Source organism: Rhodococcus sp. NPDC058521 (genome assembly GCF_042719695.1).
Lineage (GTDB): Bacteria > Actinomycetota > Actinomycetes > Mycobacteriales > Mycobacteriaceae > Rhodococcus_F.
In genome coordinates this window covers 299,966-318,179 of sequence record NZ_JBHXNL010000005.1, presented here as the reverse complement: position 1 = coordinate 318,179, position 18,214 = coordinate 299,966, and the positions used below count along the sequence as shown (strand labels likewise).

The window sequence follows — 18,214 nt, the reverse complement described above, 5'->3', positions numbered from 1 at the left end:
GCAACCGCCCGGATCGCCCCGGCGAGCCATGAGAAGGGATGTGCACGGTGCGCACCACCAGTAACCCGGTGTTCCGCAACCTGCCCAAGCAAGAGGGCAGCGGATACGCCTCGTTCGGATCTGCGACGGCGGGCGCCGCGCAGGTCACTCAGCAATTCGGTCAACCGCAGTACACCCAGGCCGAACCGTACCGGACCGGTCCGGACTCACGGCCCATGACGATCGACGACGTGGTCACCAAGACCGGCGTCACTCTCGGTGTGCTCACTGTCGGGGCGCTGATCTCCTACTTCTTCGTCTCCAACAACAATGCTCTCGCGGCGCCGTTCGTCATCGGCGGCGGTCTGATCGGTCTGGTTCTCGTCCTCGTCGCGACTTTCGGCCGCAAGATGGACAACCCGGCGATCGTTCTCGCGTACGCCGCGGCAGAGGGTGTCTTCCTCGGTGCGCTGTCGTTCATGTTCACCAACATCGAGTTCGGTGGTGCGGGTGGCAGCGCCCTGATCGGTCAGGCCGTGCTCGGCACGTTCGGCGTCTTCTTCGGCATGTTGGTCGTCTACAAGACCGGTGCCATTCGAGTCACTCCGCGTCTGACGCGCATGATCATCGGCGCCCTCATCGGCGTCGTCGTCCTCGCACTCGGCAACTTGGTTGCCAGCTTCTTCATGGACGGCGGATTCGGTCTCCGTGACGGTGGCCCGATCGCCATCATCTTCAGCCTCGTCTGCATCGGTATCGCCGCGTTCAGCTTCCTGCTGGACTTCGACGCAGCCGACAAGCTGATCCGCGCACAGGCGCCGGAGAAGGCAGCCTGGGGCGTCGCGTTCGGACTCACGGTCACCCTGGTGTGGCTGTACATCGAGATCCTGCGTCTGCTGAGCTACTTCAACAGCGACTAGTAGTACCGAATGAGAAGGGCCCCGGGAGAATCTCTCCCGGGGCCCTTCTCGTGGCTCCGCCACCAGTGAGTGGCTGATGAGTCCAGGGACTCGTCAACCCCTCACGGAGGGATCAGCTGAGGCGCTCGAGCACCATCGCCATGCCCTGGCCGCCGCCGACGCACATGGTCTCCACACCGAACGTCTTGTCCTGCTCCTGCAGGTTGTTCAGCAGGGTGTTGGTGATGCGCGCACCGGTCATGCCGAACGGGTGGCCGAGGGCGATCGCGCCGCCGGAAACGTTGAGCTTGTCCTCTTCGATGCCGAGTTCGCGAGCCGAGCCGAGTACCTGCACTGCGAAGGCCTCGTTGATCTCGAACAGGTCGATGTCCGAGATCGACTTGCCGGCGAACTTCAGGGCGTTCTTGACGGCCTGGATCGGTCCGAGGCCCATGATCTCGGGGGACAGGCCGGAAACGCCGGTCGACACGATGCGGGCGAGCGGGGTCAGGCCCAGCTCCTTCGCCTTGGTGTCCGACATGATGACGAGTGCGGCGGCACCGTCGTTGAGCGGGCAGGCGTTACCGGCGGTCACGGTTCCGTCGGGACGGAAGACCGGGTTGAGCTGTGAGATCTTCTCGTAGGTGGTGCCGGGACGCGGGCCGTCGTCGGTGGAGACCACGGTGCCGTCGGCCAACGTGACCGGAGTGATCTCCTTCTCGAAGAAGCCGCGAGCAATGGCCTCTTCGGCGCGGTTCTGCGAGCGAACGCCCCAGTGGTCCTGGTCCTCACGGCTGATGCCGGTGAACGACGCGACGTTCTCCGCGGTCTGCCCCATCGCGATGTACGCGTCGGGGAGCAGGCCGTCCTCACGCGGGTCGTTCCACGCGACGCCGCCCTCGGCGAGCTTCGCGGTGCGAGCCTCGGCGTCGGCGAACTTGGCGTTCTTCGTGTTGGGCAGGCCGTCGGCGTTGCCGGTGATGAAGCTGGACACGGATTCGACACCGGCCGAGATGAACACGTCACCTTCGCCGGCCCTGATGGCGTGCATGGCCATACGCGTCGTCTGGAGGGACGACGAACAGTAGCGGTTCACGGTCACGCCGGGCAGGAAGTCGTATCCGAGCTCGACTGCGACGACGCGCGCGATGTTGAAGCCGGACTGGCCGGCAGGCTGGCCACATCCGAGGAGCAGGTCGTCGATGTCCTTGGGGTCGAGCTCGGGAACCTTGGCCAGAGCTGCAGCGACCATCTGGGCGGTCAGGTCGTCGGGACGGATGTCCTTGAGCGACCCCTTCATGGCGCGGCCGATCGGCGAGCGCACTGCTGAGACGATTACTGCCTCGGGCATGGATACTCCTTAGTTCTACGGCTGGTCTGTGCTGTGCAGACCACCGGTGCGTGGTCTCCACTCGACAACTTACGTTGCCGGAGATTCGACGCGAACCCCCACTGCTTCCAGAGCGGTGTCGCCGGGGTGAACCTCTCGGTGTCGGACCAGTCGGTCGACCACTGCGGTCACCCGCGAACCCATGGTCTTCGCCTCGGCCGCCTCCGACACCTCGGGCAGTTCCGGCAGGGGACCGCCGTGCCACATGCCGAGGGCCGTGGCGAGCACGGGCACGATCTGGATGGCGGCCAGCTCGTATCCGGCGGCGGACGGGTGGAAATTATCGGACGAGAACATTGTGTCCGGGGCGGCGAGGAACTCGGGAGCGAGGAGGTCGGCGAGAGCAACCGGGTGCCCACCTGCTGCGAGCACGGCCGACTTCTGCGCCCGCGCCAGACGCAGACCCCACGTCCGCACCACCGTGCGCAGTGGTTGAGGAATTGCCGTCACGACACCCAGATCCGGGCAGGTGCCCACCACGACGACACAGTCGTGCTGTCGTAACCGTTCGACGGCCTCGCCCAACCGGTGCGCCGACGCACGAATCGAGTTCTTGGCGGTCACGTCGTTGGCTCCCACGAGAACGACCGCGGCATCCGGTGGCGGTCCCGCGATGAACATCGCATCCACCTGGCCACGCAGTCCGCGGGATGTTGCTCCGCCGATTGCCTTGGTGCTGAGGCGGATTCGTCTACCGGTCTCGTCTGCGAGGCGACGGGCGATCTGCACTCCGGGTACTTCCTCCGGAGACAGACAACCGACGCCCGCTGCTGTGGAGTCACCGAAGATCATCAGGTGAAGGTCGTACGGCACATTCCGCCACCAGCGCTCGAGTGGTGCACCGCCCGGTGCGTACACGCCGTCGGCCTCGGGCGGTTTCGCGATGTTGCGTCCGATGACGACACGCGCGGCCGACGCCTGTGACATAAGATAGTTGTAGGCAGCCCAGGACAATGTTCCGGCGCCCGAACCGGCGACCACAGCCGCCGTTCCCGCCTTCACTCCGAGTTGCCATGTGCTCTTGGGCACGGGTCTCACCTTTCCGCTACCGGATCTTCTTCACGGTCTCTTCACGGTGTGCGTGAGCCCCAATCCAGTCGGACCGGGCACCGCCTGCCGGGTGTCTGTGAGCAGTCCTGGTCGGCATCTGGGAACATGGAGCCATGCGCATCGCGGAACATGTCGTTGACCTCATCGGCAACACTCCTCTCGTCAAGCTCACTTCTGTTATCGGTGAGAACGCCGGGACCGTTGCAGCCAAGATCGAATATCTGAACCCGGGTGGTAGCTCGAAGGACCGCATCGCAGTGAAGATGGTCGACGCTGCGGAGGCTTCCGGTGAACTGAAGCCGGGCGGAACCATCGTCGAGCCCACGTCGGGCAACACCGGAATCGGGCTTGCGCTCGTCGCACAGAAGCGCGGCTACAAGTGCGTGTTCGTGTGCCCCGACAAGGTGAGTGAGGACAAGCGCAACGTTCTCAAGGCCTACGGCGCGGAGGTCGTGGTGTGCCCGACCGCGGTGGCGCCGGAACACCCCGACAGCTACTACAGCGTCTCCGATCGGCTTGCGCGTGAACTGCCCGGTGGTTGGAAGCCCAACCAATACTCCAACCCGGGCGGTCCGCAGAGTCATTACGAAACCACCGGCCCCGAGATCTGGGCCGACACCGACGGCAAGATCACCCACTTCGTGGCGGGTGTCGGCACCGGCGGAACGATCAGCGGCACCGGCAAGTACCTCAAGGAGGTGTCCGGCGGCAAGGTCAAGGTCGTCGGCGCTGACCCCGAGGGTTCGGTGTACTCGGGTGGCAGCGGCCGCCCGTACCTGGTGGAAGGTGTGGGCGAGGACTTCTGGCCTTCTGCTTACGACCCCTCCATCCCGGACGAGATCATCGCCGTGTCGGACGCCGATTCCTTCGAGATGACGCGCCGCCTCGCCCGCGAGGAAGGCCTTCTCGTGGGCGGTTCCTGCGGGATGGCCGTCGTCGCGGCACTCGAGGTCGCCAAGCGTGAAGGTCCCGACGCGCTCGTCGTCGTGCTGCTCCCCGACGGCGGCCGCGGCTACCTGTCCAAGATCTTCAACGACAGGTGGATGTCGTCCTACGGGTTCCTTCGCACCCCACTCGACGGTAAGCCGGACGAGAAGACGGTCGGAGACGTGCTGCGCGGCAAGTCCGGCGAACTCCCCGACCTCGTGCACACGCACCCGTCGGAAACGCTTCGCGACGCCATCGAAATTCTGCGTGAGTACGGCGTTTCACAGATGCCGGTCGTCGGCGCCGAGCCGCCCATCATGGCCGGTGAGGTCGCAGGCAGCGTCACCGAGCGCGAACTGCTCAGTGCCGTCTTCGAGGGCCGGGCGCACCTCGCGGACTCGGTCGAGAAGCACATGAGCGAGCCGTTCCCGCTGATCGGTTCGGGGGAGCCGGTGTCGGCGGCAACGAAGGCACTCGGCGATTCGGACGCGCTGATGGTCGTGGACGACGGCAAGCCTGTGGGTGTCATCACCCGTCACGACCTTTTGGGCTTCCTCAGCGCCGGGGCATAGACTTCCGACGCCGACGGGCCACTCCTCGCACTGGGGGAGTGGCCCGTTCCACGCGCACGACGGTCTACGTGCGCGACACTTTCGTTCCAGGGGGGGACACGATGAACGATCCGTATCAGCAGCCGCAGCAGTTCGGGCCGCCGCCCCAACAGCAGTTCGGTTACCAGCCACAATTCGCGCCGCCACCGCAGTTCGGTCATTCACCGCAGTTCGGTCATCCGCCGCAGCAGTTCGGCTACCAGCCGCACTACGGCGCCGTGCCGCCGAATCCGTACGCCAACTGGGGTCAGCGGGTTCTCGCGTACGTGATGGACGGGCTGCCGGTATTCGGCCTCTACATGCTGCTCCGGATGCTCGGTGCCGTGTTCACCATGACGGGACCGTGGACGGACACGAAACGGGTGACAGCCGTGGTTCTTGTGGTCGTCATCCTCATTGCGATGGCCGGTTTCTCTTTCTGGAACATCGCGTTCAAGCAGGGGCGCACGGGGTCGACGGTCGGGAAGAAGATCGTCGGAATCAAGGTGATCTCCGAAACGACCGGGCAACCGTTGGGTGTCGGTATGTCGGTCGTCCGAGGCTTCGCGCACATCGCCGACTCGTTCGCGTGTGGACTCGGCTACCTGTGGCCGCTGTGGGATGGCAAGCGTCAGACGTTCGCGGACAAGATCGTCGGTTCGGTGGTGATTCCGTTCGACAAGAACGCGCCCGCCGGTGGGCCTGACGGCATGAATCCGAGGTACCCCCCAACAGTTCGGGATGCCGCACAATTCGGCTCCACCCGCCTACTACTGACATGAGCACCACCGACCGGACAGGACGCGCGATGCGTAGAGCCATGATCGTTCCACTCGCGGCAAGTGTGCTCGCCGTGGCCGGTTGCGCAGCCAGCGTCGCCGGAACTCCGGTCGCGCAACAGGGAGTCACGAAGTCGACAGCCCCGAGTCCGGGTTCGGCTCCGGCTCCGGCCTCGGGCAAGGCGGTCGATTGCGACGCGTTGACGAAGGCATTGGGCCCACTCGTCTCGGATCGGCCGGAAGTGTCGGAGCAGAAGTTGCCCGGGATGAACGATCCGATGTGTATGTGGACGAAGGGCCCATCGAACATCGCGGATGCCGTCACCGTGATCGTTCGGGAAGAGGCACACGATCCGGCGGTGATCGCACAGATGCACACGGTGGGAACCACGGTGCCCGACCCGCGCGCCGATGCACTGGGCGGCGTGGTGCTGGACGTCGTCGGGCTGGCCCTGCTCACACCGACGCACAACATCATCACCAACAGCATGGACACCGCTGTCGACGACGCGAAGAAGCTGGACCTGCTGTTCGCGGTCGCCGAGTACCTGGAGAAATAGTCCTCCATTAGTCTGGTCGACATGAGTGAGCAGCGCAGCAAGGCGGACAACATCAGCTGGCAGGGTTTCTCCACCAAGGCCGTTCATGCGGGATTCGATCCGGATCCGCAGACGGGCGCGGTCAACGTTCCGATCTACGCGAGTTCGACGTTCGCGCAGGACGGTGTCGGCGGTATGCGCGACGGCTTCGAATACGCGCGGACCGGCAACCCGACCAGGCGGCCGCTCGAGGCCAATCTGGCCGCTCTGGAGTCGGGAACATACGGTCGGGCGTTCGGATCGGGCATGGCTGCGACGGACTGCGCGCTGCGCGCCACCCTTCGCCCCGGCGACCACCTGATCATCCCAAACGACGCTTACGGTGGAACCTTCCGGCTCATCGACAAGGTCTTCACCCAGTGGGGAATCGAGTACACCCCCGTTCCCGTCACCGACGTCGACGCGGTCCGCGCGGCGATCCGGCCCGAGACCAAGCTGGTGTGGGTGGAGACGCCCACCAACCCTCTGCTCAACATCGGCGACATCGAGAAGCTGGCCGACGTCGCGCACGAGGGCAACGCAAAGCTGGTGGTGGACAACACCTTCGCGTCCCCGTACCTGCAGCAGCCGCTGCAACTCGGTGCGGACATCGCGCTGCACTCGACCACCAAGTACATCGGTGGACACTCGGATGTCGTCGGTGGTGCGCTCGTGACCGACGACGAAGAACTGGATACCGCGTTCGCTTTCCTGCAGAACGGTGCGGGCGCGGTCCCGGGCCCGTTCGATGCGTTCCTCACGCTGCGCGGTATCAAGACGCTGGCATTGCGCATGGAGCGCCACAGTGACAACGCCGAGAAGCTCGTCGATCTGCTGGCCGGGCACTCCGCGGTATCGCACGTGATCTACCCCGGACTCGACAGCCATCCCGGTCACGGTGTCGCGGCAAAGCAGATGCGCCGATTCGGCGGCATGATCTCGGTGCGACTCGCAGGCGGACGTCAGGCTGCCCTCGATTTCTGCGCGCGGACCGAGATCTTCACGCTCGCCGAATCGCTCGGTGGTGTGGAGTCGCTCATCGAGCATCCCGGAGCAATGACTCATGCGTCGACCGCCGGTTCGGTTCTCGAGGTTCCCGACGATCTGGTGCGCCTGTCGGTGGGCATCGAAGACAGCGCAGATCTGGTCGCCGACATCGAGAACGCACTCCGCTGATTGTCCTTCGCTGATTCCGCGCTTCCACGCGGGTTACTCTGGCCCGCGTGGAAGCCGTCACGCTCGAACAAGTCAGGGCAGCGCGTGAGCTGCTGGAGCCCGTCATGAGGCGGACACCGACCATCGCATCGCGTGCGTTGTCGGACCGGTGCGGTCATCAGGTGCTGCTCAAGTGCGAAAACCTGCAGCGTACGGGTTCTTTCAAACCGCGTGGTGCTTACAACCGGATCGCCAACCTGTCACAGGTCGAGCGTGCGAACGGTGTGGTTGCGGCCAGTGCCGGCAACCATGCGCAAGGTGTGGCCTGGGCGGCCACCGAACTCGGCATCGAGTCGACGGTGTTCATGCCGGTCGGCGCCCCGTTGCCGAAGCTGGTGGCGACTCGTGCCTACGGCGCCACCGTGCACCTCGTGGGCGAGTCCGTCGACGATGCTCTGGTCGCAGCACAGGAATTCGCGGAGTCGAACGGCGCGGTCCTGATTCACCCCTTCGATCACCCGGATATAGTCGCAGGTCAAGGAACGGTTGGTCTGGAGATCCTCGAGCAACTACCGGGCGTGGGAACGGTATTGGTTCCCGCCGGTGGTGGCGGGTTGTTGGCAGGCATTGCCGCCGTGATCTCCGAATCGGCACCTGGGGTTCGGATCGTCGGAGTCCAGGCGGCGGGCGCGGCAGCGTGGCCGGGGTCGCTCGAAGCGGGTCGTCCCGTGCCACTCGAGACCATGTCGACCATGGCGGACGGGATTGCGGTCGGACGCCCGGGAGACGTTCCGTTCGTGCACGTATCCAAACAGGTGGACGAGATCGTCACCGTGCCGGAGGACGCGCTGTCGCGCGCCCTGTTGTTGTGCCTCGAGCGAGCAAAGCTCATCGTCGAGCCTGCAGGGGCTGCCGCAGTCGCCGCACTGATGAGCATTCCGGCGGACGAGCTCGGTCTCACCGGCCCGGTGTGTGCGGTTCTCTCCGGCGGCAACGTCGATCCGCTGCTGCTCACGCACACCGTCACTCACGGTCTTCGAGCTGCGGGACGGTATCTGGGCGTCCATGTCACGATCCGGGATCGTCCCGGTGGCCTCGTCGACCTTCTCGGTGTGGTCAGCGACAACGGTGCGAGCGTGGTCGACGTCGTTCATTCCCGGACCCGCGGCGCACTCGCGCTCGACGAGGTGGAGGTGTTCCTCACCGTCGAAACCAAAGGTCCGGGGCATCGGCAGAGCCTTCTCGACGCGCTCGGCGAAGCCGGATACGCGGCTCGGCTACAGGACTAGCTCGGCCACCCACCCAAGGTGACCACCCGAAACTCCTGGTCCACCAGCCGGGCCGGCAGCTCGAGACGAGTGAGGAAATCGATCGCTCCACCCGCCATACGGACGGCGGTGGCGCTGACGCTGTGCGCCCTGGTGCACGTTTCGGCGACCACCGACACCGTGCGCCACTGCGGAAGCGACTCGGGGTGAAGAGGTTTGACGGTGCTCGCCGTCGCCACCCCCGCACCTGAGGGAATGGACACCTGGCACGTCGGGTCGCCGGGAAGGTCCTGCACCTGAACCTGCCAGCGATCGTCGGGGGTGGTTCCGGCAGCAGCGATGTCGCCGCCGAGTGCAACGAGTACGCCACAGCCGAGCAGTTCGGCCGTCGAGGTCGCGCAGTGGTCGGCCGTGCTGGCTCTCGAGGTCGTCGTGAGATCGAGTTCCACGTCTTCGGGCAGGTGCAGTGACGTTCCGTCGACCGAGATCGCATGCCAACCGGTTCCGCTCGCGGTCGGTCCCGGAGCCCCTTCCGTGGAGTCGGCGACGGCCAGAGCATCCGCGACGAAACGAGCGAACATCGGCGTGACCGTGTTGTGGCCGGGGCGTAGATTGCGAATCTCCGAGTCGGCGCGATCTCGGTTCGTGGCGACGTCGGCGGCCGAAAGGTATCCGCGCACCAGGTTCGTCGCCGAGTCGAGGGCGTCCGGATCGGTGACCACCACCCGTGCGTGCAGGCCCCACGCAGACCACTCGGTGGCGTGTTTCGGCGTCACGATCCGCTGGAAACGGCATCGGCAGGCCCATCGCCCGCCGCGACGAGGGGAGCGGCTGTCGAGTCCGAAGTGGGTGCGTCCGTTACGACGCTGCCGCCGGCGAGCAGTCCGACGATTCCGGCCGAGGCGAGGGCAAGACGCACGGGAAGGAAGCGTGCGGGACGTCGTTCATCGCTCATGTCGACCAGCATCCCCGTCGAACCTGTGAGGAGCCTGGGAGGCGTCTGGGGATCTGTGTCGGGATGTGCACCCTTGCTGGTACAGGCTCCGGAAAATCTCCGATTTCGACCGATTCGAAGTTCGTCATTCTCCTCCCGCCTCCTGTGTCGCACCGTAACGTGAAGGCACTCGGTCCGTTGCACCGAGGAGAAGGAGTTACGGATGTCAGTGGATGCAGCAGCGATCATCGTGGCGATCACTACGGCAGCGGGGGCCATTGTGCAGGGAGCGGACATTCCGCAACCCGTCAAAGATCAAGCGGTCGAAGCAGTTCAGAACGCGGAGCAGGCTTCGCCCGACGCGCAGAAGCAGGTCGAGGATGCCATCGCAGCACTACCGGATGGCGCGCGTCAGCAAGCGGAACAGATGGTGGGCGACTTCGGTGGGGCGGTTGAGGATGCGACCGATCCGTACATTCCGGAACAGGAAAAGGCACCGGCGCCCGGAGCGCCCGCGCCCGCGTTGCCTCCCCCGGCACCGCGCGCCGCACCCGGCTATCAGGCCGCGCCCCCGTCGTCGTCCGGCGGTGGAGGCGCGGCGACCGGCGGATTTCAGTCTCTGATGCCGTCGGCTCCTTCCGCCGTGGGTGCGACGGGAGTAGCCGGGTCGGCTTTCGCCGACATCCCAGGGTTGCCATTCCTCGGCGCGCTCGGGTCCCTGGTTCCGGCAGTGCCCGCAGGCTTTCCCGGAGTGTCCCTTGCCCCGGTCGGTGCCATCGCGGTGTTCGCGCCGTGGATTCGCAAGGCCGGTTCGGTGTGCGAGGGCGTCAAACCGGCAACCCTGGCCGCGCTCTACTCGGTCGGCAGCGGATTCCGCTACGGTGCGGCCGCACCGACGAGTCCGGCAGGTGCGCGCGGGCCCGGCCAGTTCACCCCTGAGGCCTGGACCAAGTACGGAAAGGACGCCGACGGCGACGGCAAAGTCGACATCCTCGGTGTCGCTGACCCGGTGATGGCCAGCGGAAACATGCTGTGCGACGTGTTCGGGCAGGTCGAGGCACTCAAGGCCGATGGCGCGCTGAAGGGTGATTCTCTGGATCTGACTCTCGCCGCCTACGACGTCGGGATGGACGCGGTTCGCCAGGCCGGGGGAGTACCAGCAGCGGCGCCGGGGCGCGAACCCCAGCCGTTCGTTGCCCGGGTCCGGTCACTGGAAGAATCCTTCGACCGTATGTTGGCGCCCTTCTTCTACGGCGGTGCAGTCGTCGACGGCGTCAGTGGCGTGATCGATGCAGCCATGAAATACATCGGACTTCCGTACGTATGGGGCGGTGGCAGTATCAACGGCCCGTCCATGGGCGGGTTCGACTGCTCGGGTCTGACCTCGTTCGCCGTGTACGCAGCCACCGGAATCAAGCTTCCGCGCACCTCGGAAACCCAGTGGCGTGTCGGTGTCGAGGTTCCGCTCGACCAGGCCCGTCCGGGCGATCTGCTGTTCGGTAACTGGGGGCCCGGCGGACCGGGGCACGTAGCCATCTATCTCGGCAACGGGCAAATGCTCCACGCACCCACCACGGGCGATGTCGTACGTGTGGGCGCAGTCTTCGACGGAATGAAGGCGCGCCGGATCGTGTGACCTCGAAGCCGTCCAGACGACGAAGCGCCGGCCCGGATTCGATCCGGGCCGGCGCTTCGACGAGACGTAGGCGTATCAGCCTCGGTACGGCTCGGCGCTGACCAGCGTGACCTTCATGCTGTTGCCGTTGGGCAGCGTGTACTCGCGGGTCTCGCCAACTTTGGATTCGAGCAGGGCGCTACCGAGCGGTGAGTTGGGCGAGTACACCTCGAGCTCGGCGTCGTTCGAGCCTTCCTCACGGGTGGCGATGAGGAACGTCTCGGTGTCCTTCTCGTCACCGTCGTAGTAGACCTTCACGACGGAACCGGGCAGGGCAACACCCGACTGGGTAGGCGCTTCGCCCACCTTGGCGCTGTTAAGCAGCTCCTGAAGCTGGCGGATACGGGCTTCCTGCTGACCCTGCTCCTCGCGGGCGGCGTGGTAGCCACCGTTCTCCTTCAGGTCGCCCTCTTCGCGCCGTTCGTTGATCTCGGCCGCGATCACAGGGCGGTTGGCGATGAGTTGGTCGAGTTCGCTCTTGAGCCTGTCGTGTGACTCCTGGGTCAGCCAGGTCACCTGGGTCTCGGTCATCTCGATCACTCCCTCGTAGTTGGAGCCTCCGGGCTCCCTCGACAGGTCATTGCAAGAGCAATGACCAACGGCATGACGGAAGGCACGAGTCGCGTCGCGCCGGGCCCATCCTGGCCGTCAATGCAGCAATACACGGTCCCGCCCGGAACCGTGTATCAGACGATTCTAGCACGAACAGACCTGCCGAACCGGAGATCGCTGTTCGTTCGCTGAGAGGTGAACGTGTGTCAGTGAGTGGTGAGATACTCCGGAACGTCGAAGCTGCAACCGTAGAGGTCGCCCATACCGGGCGGACGTGAGGTGGGAACGGGGGTCGTGATCAGGACGGTCTGGTCGTCGCCGCTGGGGACCACCACCTCACGTCGACCGGTCTCGGACCCGTCCTTGGAACGGGCTCGGACGATGCACACCGCCTCCCGGGACGGGTCCTCGCGAGTGACCTTGAGCGTGAGGTCGAGCGTCGAGTCGTCGACGATCTCGAACGACGTGATTTCCGCATCGATCTCGCTCTTCGCGAACTTCTGGTAGGCGACAACGGCAACGATCACACCCACGAGTACGACCACCGCACCCGCCACCCAGGCCATTGACCTGCGAGATCGTGCAGGTTTGGTGGTGGAGGAGTACCGGCCGGGTGGAAGCGTGCTGCTCATCTTGTCTGCTCTCAGGCCACCGGAACGGGGCCACGGCTGCAACGGGAAGTATCGGGTGGAACTATAGAGGAGTGCATTGGTGCGCAGCCGACGCGGCACACGGCCGAGACGGCGACAGGCGAAGACGAGGTGAACGAACACGTGAGCGGATTCAGGCTCATGGCCGTCCATGCCCATCCCGACGACGAGTCGAGCAAGGGTGCCGCGACGACGGCCCGTTACGCCGCTGAAGGGCACGACGTGATGGTCGTGACGCTCACCGGCGGTGAGCGCGGCGACATCCTCAATCCGGCGATGGACATTCCGGGGGTTCGCGACCGCATCCACGAGGTCCGCGAAGAGGAGATGGCGGAGGCCGCCCGCATCCTCGGCGTCCGGCATCGTTGGCTGGGATTCGTCGATTCGGGCCTGCCGGAAGGTGACCCCAAGCCGCCGCTGCCGGAAGGCTGCTTCGCGCTGGTTCCGCTCGAGGAATCCACCGAGGTCCTCGTGCGCGCGATCCGGGAGTTTCGCCCGCACGTGATCACCACGTACGACGAGAACGGCGGATACCCGCACCCGGATCACATTCGGTGCCACGAGGTGTCGATGGCCGCGTACGAGGCCGCTGCCGATCCCGAGCGTTTCCCGGATGCGGGGGAGCCGTGGGAGGTGCAGAAGGTGTACTACTCGCACGGATTCATCCGCAAGCGTCTCGTGCTGTTCCAGGAGGAGTACGAGCGCCGCGGGGAAGAGTTCCCGATGGCCGAGTGGCTCAAGAAGTGGAAGACCGAGCAGGGTGACCTGATGGCGCGGGTGACCACGCAGATCAACTGCGGCGACTACTTCCCCCAGCGTGACGACGCCCTGCGCGCGCACGCAACGCAGATCGACCCCAACGGCTCGTTCTTCGCCGTGCCTCTGGAAATTCAGCAGAAGATCTGGCCCACCGAGGAGTTCGAGCTCGCACAGACCCGGGTCACCACGTCTATTCCGGAGTCGGATCTCTTCGCCGGCATCGGGGAGGACGAGCAGCAGTGAACGCGTTGACCATCCAGATCCTGGCTCAGGCCGATCCGTCCGGTCCCGAGTTCGGCAAGGCGTCGCCGTTCGGGCTTCTCGTGCTGCTGGCACTCTTCGTCGGCGTGGTCCTGCTCGTGCGTTCGATGAACAAGCGGTTGAGCAGGTTGCCCGACAAGTTCGAACCGGAACATCCGGAGGCCGATCAGGAAGCCGACGAGGGAACCGATCGGGGTGCGATTCCGCATACTCCTCAGACGCCGCCCGACAAGACCGACTAGAGGCGCTCCGCGCCGGTGAGTGGTTGACGAGTCGCTGGACTCGTCAACCACTCACAGGGGTGGGTCAGGGGATGTAGATCTCCCGTGCGATACGGGGTCCCGAGGTGTGCGCGAGCCAGCGAATGGGGCCGCGACTCGCATTCCAGCCGGCCAGTAGTCCGGTGACCTTTGCCGTCATTTCCTTGCGGAGACGATCGAAGGAATCGTCCGGGTGGTCTCCGACGTATCCGAGCAGCAACCACCAGGCCCACGCGACTGCGCCGGCATTGGCGACGAAGTCCGGAATCACGGCGACTCCCCTGGCCGTCAGATCGAGTTCGGCATCCACGGTGGTGGCGGCGTTCGCTGCCTCGACCACTACCTTCGCGTCCACGGCCGCGCAGTTCTCGCCGGTGATGGCGTAGGAGACGGCGGCCGGCACGAGAATGTCGACGCCAACCGTCAGGACGACGTCCCGAGGGAGTTGTTCGACGGAAGCGGGAACTCGGGTGCGGTCGATCTCGCCGTACTCGTCACGCGTGTCCATGAGGGTGGGGATGTCGAGTCCCTCCGGGTCGAAGAGGGTACCCGCGGCATCCGCGACGGCGACGATCTTCATGCCGGCATCGTGCAGATACCAGGCGGCAGCGCCGCCCATGGTTCCGATGCCCTGCACAGCGACGGTGGTCTCTCCGACCGCCCAGCCCCATTGCGATGCGGCGGCGAGGCAGGCCTGCGCGACACCGTATCCACCGATGACGTCTCCGAGCAGACCGCTGCGAGCCTCCGCGTTGAGTCCGGCCATCACTCGGTCGGCGGTGGCATTCGGGTTCGTGGACCGCTCGATCGCGGCGTGATACGACTGCCGCATACCGAGGTATCCGAAGACGTCGTCGATGAGCTGTTGGGTGACGCCCAGATCTTCCGCCGTCACCCAGTGACGATCGAGGAAGGGGCGCATCGCGTCGAAGAATCGGGTGAGCACTTCGACGGCGCGAGGATCCTTGGGGTCGAAGTCGATTCCGCCCTTGGCGCCGCCGACGGGAAGGTCGAAGGTCGCCGTCTTGGCGGACATGCCACATGCGAGGTCCTCGACTTCGCTCATCGTGCAGCCCTTGCGCATGCGCGTGCCGCCGGTAGCCAGCCCGGCGACGAGGGTGTCCACGACCAGGTACCCGAGAGCGCCTGTCACCTCGTCCGTCCACTGGATGCGCATGACGGGCTCGTGACGGGAAGGTGCCGCAGGCTCCGCGGCGGGCTGCAGGGCGGCGGGAGCCGACGTGCGAGCTTCGGTGTTCAACCTGTCCAGGGGGTGGTCCGCAATGGTCATTTCGTCGCCTCCTGAGGTTGTTTTCGCGTATGCGGCACTACGCCCTGGGCGGTGGTCGCGTCAGGGCTGCGTGTTGACTCGGGGCCGGTCGCTCGATTTCGGAAGCGGCCGCTGACCACAGCATGCGTGCGGGTGAGCGGCGGCGTCCAGTTACGTTTAGTGGACGTGTTCGTTCACTAACACTGGACTGTCGTACACGGACCGCTACCAGCGCTTATCCTGCAGATATGGACTTGTCGCTGCACCGGTTGAAGCTGCTGCGCGAGCTCGAACGTCGCGGCACGGTCACCGCTGCTGCCCAAGCGCTGAACTACACGGTGTCCGCTGTGTCGCAGCAGCTCGCGCTGTTGGAACGAGATGCGGGTACGACGCTGTTCGAGAAGCGTGGGCGAAGGATGGTGTTGACGGAGGCCGGCGTGGTGCTGGCCGAGCACGCCGAGGAAATTCTCGGGGCCGTCGACCGTGCCGGTGTTGCCCTCGAGGCGGTGCGGGGAGGCATGGCTGCGACGCTCACCGTGGGGGTGTGGGCATCCGTGGCTGCAGGCCTGGTGCCGCGGGCGCTGAACATCCTGGCCGAGCAGCAGCCGGGCATCGAAGTTCTGACGAAGGAACTCGCACCGGAAGACACGGCGGGTGCTGTGCGTGACGGTGATCTGGACTTCTCGTTCGTGATCGACTACTCGAATTACCCGATGCCGTGGGATCCGCAGCTGACGAGGCAGGTCATCGCCGTCGAGCAGATGCATGCCGCGCTGCCACCGCACTCCTACGACGGTAGTTCGGTGTCCCTTGCGGACCTGGCGGACTTCCGCTGGATACTGTCCGGTCCCCGTTCGCATTTCGGTCGGGCAGTGCGCATGGCCTGTCGTTCGTCGGGTTTCGACCCCAAGATCCGCCACGAGGTCGGCGAGCAGGCGACGGCATTGGCGATGGTCGCCTCCGGTCTCGGCGTCACCCTGGTATCCGACCTGGGTCTGCACATGCTGCCTGCCGGGATCGACATCGTGCCGCTCGACGATCAGTTCTTCAGGACGGTGTCGGTGGCCCACCGGACCAGAGGCGAGGTGCGGGCGTCTCTGCAGCTCGTGGTGGGTGCCGTGACGGAGGCGGCCCGCGAACTCGGGTTGGAGGACGGTTCCGCCGTCTCGGCGTGAGGAGCCCTGCTGCCTAGACTTGTCGGAAAGCCGTGGTGTCAACTCCGTAAGGGGCACAGTGAACAAGCTCTTCGACAGCACTTCGCCGTATCTACGTCAGCACGCGGACAACCCCGTGCATTGGCAGCAATGGGGTGACGAGGCGACCCGGGAGGCACGTGATCGTGATGTGCCGATCCTGCTGTCTGTCGGCTATTCGGCCTGCCATTGGTGCCACGTCATGGCGCACGAATCCTTCGAAGACGAGGCGACGGCAGCGCTGATGAACGAGCACTTCGTGTGCGTCAAGGTCGATCGGGAAGAGCGTCCGGACATCGATGCGGTGTACATGAATGCCACCGTTGCAATGACGAGTCAGGGCGGCTGGCCTATGACGTGCTTTCTCACTCCCGATGGGGCTCCGTTCTATTGCGGCACCTATTTCCCGAAGGAGCCGCGCGGCGGAATGCCCTCGTTCACACAGCTTCTCGAAGCGGTGGCGGATACCTGGCGGAATCGTCGAGGCGACGTGCAGCAGGCCGCGTCCTCGGTCGTCGCCGAACTCGAGCGCAGTGCGGACGGTGTTCCAGGAGGCGGCCCGGAACTCGATTCCGCACTTCTCGACGCGGCGGCCGCTGCATTGGTGGCGGACGAGGACCGGGTGCATGGCGGGTTCGGTGGCGCGCCGAAGTTCCCTCCCGCCGCGGCGATGGAAGCACTGCTTCGCAACTACGAGCGCACCGGTTCGGAGGTGTCTCTCGGCGTCGTGGAGCGCGTCGCGTCGGCAATGGCTCGGGGTGGAATTCACGACCAGCTGGGTGGTGGATTCGCTCGCTACTCCGTCGATGCCGGGTGGGTCGTTCCGCACTTCGAGAAGATGCTGTACGACAACGCCCTGCTGTTGCGCGCGTACGCCCATCTTGCTCGCCGCACGGGCTCGGACCTGGCATTGCGCGTGACCGAGATGACGGCCGAATTCCTGCTGCGGGACCTGCGCACCGAGAGCGGGTGCTTCGCTTCGGCATTGGACGCCGACACCGAAGGGGTGGAGGGCGCGACATACGTGTGGACCCCGGCCCAGCTGGTGGAGGTGCTCGGCCCGGACGACGGTGAATGGGCGGCAAGGACATTCGGAGTCACACCGGAGGGAACTTTCGAAGAAGGCGCATCGGTTCTCCAACTCCCGGACGATCCTTCCGACCGGGACAGATGGCGCAGGGTGTCCACCGCCCTTTTCGAAAGTCGAGGTACGCGTGCGCAACCGGGCCGCGACGACAAGGTCGTCACGGCATGGAACGGCTTGGCCGTGACGGCCCTCGCCGAAGCGGGGGTGGGGATCGGTCGTCAGGAATGGGTCGATGCGGCTGCGAAGTGTGCCCGGACGCTTCTCGACATGCACCGAGTTGACGGGCGCTTGCGGCGCGCATCGCTCGGCGGCGAAGTCGGTGAACCTGTCGGCGTCCTCGAGGACTACGCGTGCCTGGCAACCGGGCTCGCGGCCTTGCATCAGGCGACCGGGGACGAGTTCTGGCTGCAGGAATCGCGGCAACTCCTCGACCACGCTCTGGCCCGATTCGAGGATCCGAACGAAGCGGGGAGCTGGTTCGATACCGCCGACGATGCGGAGACACTCGTCGCCAGGCCACGTGACCCTGTCGACGGTGCCACCCCGTCGGGCGCGTCCAGCATCGCGGAGGCACTCCTGACCGTGAGTGTCCTCGCGGACCCGGACACAGCGGCACGATTCGGCGTAGCGGCCGATAACGCGCTCGCGCGAATCTCGATTCTGTTCGATCGTGCGCCACGTGCCGCTGGTCACTGGTTGGCAGTTGCGGAGGCGTCGGTGCGCGGGCCTATGCAGGTGGCGATCGCAACCACCGGTGGTGACGACCTGGTTCGGGCGGCCCGCCGCGAGGTGCCCGGTGGCGCTGTGGTGGTCGTGGGCGAACCGGGCTCGACGCCCCTGCTCGCCGATCGGCCACTCGTGGATGGTTGCGCGACGGCGTACGTTTGCCGCGGATTCGTGTGCGACCGTCCCGTCACGACAACGCCGGAACTCACCCGATTGCTGGCCGAGTAGTCGG

18 protein-coding genes are annotated in these 18,214 nt (G+C 65.6%); 11 read left to right on the top strand and 7 right to left on the bottom strand.

Annotated features, from left to right (window positions below):
- Positions 1-47: 47 nt before the first annotated feature.
- Positions 48-899: a Bax inhibitor-1/YccA family protein gene (locus ACFWO3_RS11410; protein WP_378577303.1), complete on the top strand. Its 852-nt coding sequence runs from the start codon at positions 48-50 to the stop codon at positions 897-899.
- 112 nt (positions 900-1,011) lie between these two features.
- Here the strand turns inward: ACFWO3_RS11410 and ACFWO3_RS11405 are convergent, their stop codons facing one another.
- Together ACFWO3_RS11405 and ACFWO3_RS11400 are read right to left on the bottom strand one after the other, a co-directional pair.
- Positions 1,012-2,229 (bottom strand): acetyl-CoA C-acetyltransferase, encoded by a 1,218-nt coding sequence (locus ACFWO3_RS11405; RefSeq protein WP_378577301.1) that lies wholly within the window; start codon positions 2,227-2,229, stop codon positions 1,012-1,014.
- A gap of 69 nt (positions 2,230-2,298) precedes the next feature.
- On the bottom strand, positions 2,299-3,297 hold the full coding sequence (locus ACFWO3_RS11400; protein ID WP_378577299.1) for an SGNH/GDSL hydrolase family protein: 999 nt from the start codon (positions 3,295-3,297) through the stop codon (positions 2,299-2,301).
- Positions 3,298-3,431: 134 nt separating this feature from the next.
- Here ACFWO3_RS11400 and ACFWO3_RS11395 point away from each other — a divergent pair, with 134 nt between their 5' ends.
- The 5 genes from ACFWO3_RS11395 (at position 3,432) to ilvA (ending at position 8,636) form a co-directional block, all read left to right on the top strand.
- Positions 3,432-4,817, top strand: a complete 1,386-nt coding sequence (locus tag ACFWO3_RS11395) for a cystathionine beta-synthase (protein ID WP_378577297.1) — start codon at positions 3,432-3,434, stop codon at positions 4,815-4,817.
- A 101-nt stretch (positions 4,818-4,918) separates the two neighbouring features.
- On the top strand, positions 4,919-5,617 hold the full coding sequence (locus tag ACFWO3_RS11390) for an RDD family protein (protein WP_378577295.1): 699 nt from the start codon (positions 4,919-4,921) through the stop codon (positions 5,615-5,617).
- Positions 5,614-6,174 (top strand): hypothetical protein, encoded by a 561-nt coding sequence (locus tag ACFWO3_RS11385; RefSeq protein ID WP_378577293.1) that lies wholly within the window; start codon positions 5,614-5,616, stop codon positions 6,172-6,174. The genes ACFWO3_RS11390 and ACFWO3_RS11385 overlap by 4 nt, the downstream gene beginning before the upstream one ends.
- Positions 6,175-6,195: 21 nt before the next feature.
- A complete protein-coding gene (locus tag ACFWO3_RS11380; RefSeq protein ID WP_378577291.1) occupies positions 6,196-7,368 on the top strand; it encodes a cystathionine gamma-synthase in 1,173 nt (390 codons plus the stop codon).
- Positions 7,369-7,472: 104 nt separating this feature from the next.
- Entirely contained in the window at positions 7,473-8,636 is a 1,164-nt protein-coding gene (gene ilvA / locus ACFWO3_RS11375) for a threonine ammonia-lyase (RefSeq protein ID WP_378577367.1), read from the top strand.
- Here the strand turns inward: ilvA and ACFWO3_RS11370 are convergent.
- A complete protein-coding gene (locus tag ACFWO3_RS11370) occupies positions 8,633-9,394 on the bottom strand; it encodes an FAD:protein FMN transferase (RefSeq protein ID WP_378577365.1) in 762 nt (253 codons plus the stop codon). The two genes, ilvA and ACFWO3_RS11370, sit on opposite strands and share 4 nt — an antisense overlap.
- A complete protein-coding gene (locus tag ACFWO3_RS11365; RefSeq protein WP_378577289.1) occupies positions 9,388-9,570 on the bottom strand; it encodes a hypothetical protein in 183 nt (60 codons plus the stop codon). The genes ACFWO3_RS11370 and ACFWO3_RS11365 overlap by 7 nt, the downstream gene beginning before the upstream one ends.
- Positions 9,571-9,772: 202 nt before the next feature.
- Between ACFWO3_RS11365 and ACFWO3_RS11360 the strand changes: the two genes are divergently transcribed.
- Entirely contained in the window at positions 9,773-11,185 is a 1,413-nt protein-coding gene (locus ACFWO3_RS11360; RefSeq protein WP_378577287.1) for an NlpC/P60 family protein, read from the top strand.
- Between the two features lie 75 nt (positions 11,186-11,260).
- Here the strand turns inward: ACFWO3_RS11360 and greA are convergent, their stop codons facing one another.
- Entirely contained in the window at positions 11,261-11,755 is a 495-nt protein-coding gene (gene greA / locus ACFWO3_RS11355) for a transcription elongation factor GreA (RefSeq protein ID WP_378577285.1), read from the bottom strand.
- A 227-nt stretch (positions 11,756-11,982) separates the two neighbouring features.
- The gene (locus ACFWO3_RS11350; RefSeq protein WP_378577283.1) at positions 11,983-12,408 is read right to left on the bottom strand and encodes a DUF4307 domain-containing protein; all 426 of its coding nucleotides are present in this window, start codon (positions 12,406-12,408) and stop codon (positions 11,983-11,985) included.
- A 141-nt stretch (positions 12,409-12,549) separates the two neighbouring features.
- Between ACFWO3_RS11350 and mca the strand changes: the two genes are divergently transcribed.
- Entirely contained in the window at positions 12,550-13,428 is an 879-nt protein-coding gene (gene mca / locus ACFWO3_RS11345) for a mycothiol conjugate amidase Mca (protein ID WP_378577281.1), read from the top strand.
- Complete coding sequence (locus ACFWO3_RS11340; protein WP_378577279.1) at positions 13,425-13,688, top strand: hypothetical protein; 264 nt, start codon at positions 13,425-13,427, stop codon at positions 13,686-13,688. Before mca ends, ACFWO3_RS11340 begins: the two co-directional genes overlap by 4 nt.
- A gap of 64 nt (positions 13,689-13,752) precedes the next feature.
- Here the strand turns inward: ACFWO3_RS11340 and ACFWO3_RS11335 are convergent, their stop codons facing one another.
- A complete protein-coding gene (locus tag ACFWO3_RS11335; protein ID WP_378577277.1) occupies positions 13,753-14,997 on the bottom strand; it encodes a Glu/Leu/Phe/Val dehydrogenase in 1,245 nt (414 codons plus the stop codon).
- Between the two features lie 227 nt (positions 14,998-15,224).
- Here ACFWO3_RS11335 and ACFWO3_RS11330 point away from each other — a divergent pair, with 227 nt between their 5' ends.
- Together ACFWO3_RS11330 and ACFWO3_RS11325 are read left to right on the top strand one after the other, a co-directional pair.
- The gene (locus tag ACFWO3_RS11330; protein ID WP_378577276.1) at positions 15,225-16,151 is read left to right on the top strand and encodes a LysR family transcriptional regulator; all 927 of its coding nucleotides are present in this window, start codon (positions 15,225-15,227) and stop codon (positions 16,149-16,151) included.
- Between the two features lie 58 nt (positions 16,152-16,209).
- A complete protein-coding gene (locus ACFWO3_RS11325) occupies positions 16,210-18,210 on the top strand; it encodes a thioredoxin domain-containing protein (protein ID WP_378577274.1) in 2,001 nt (666 codons plus the stop codon).
- The last annotated feature ends 4 nt before the right edge of the window (positions 18,211-18,214 follow it).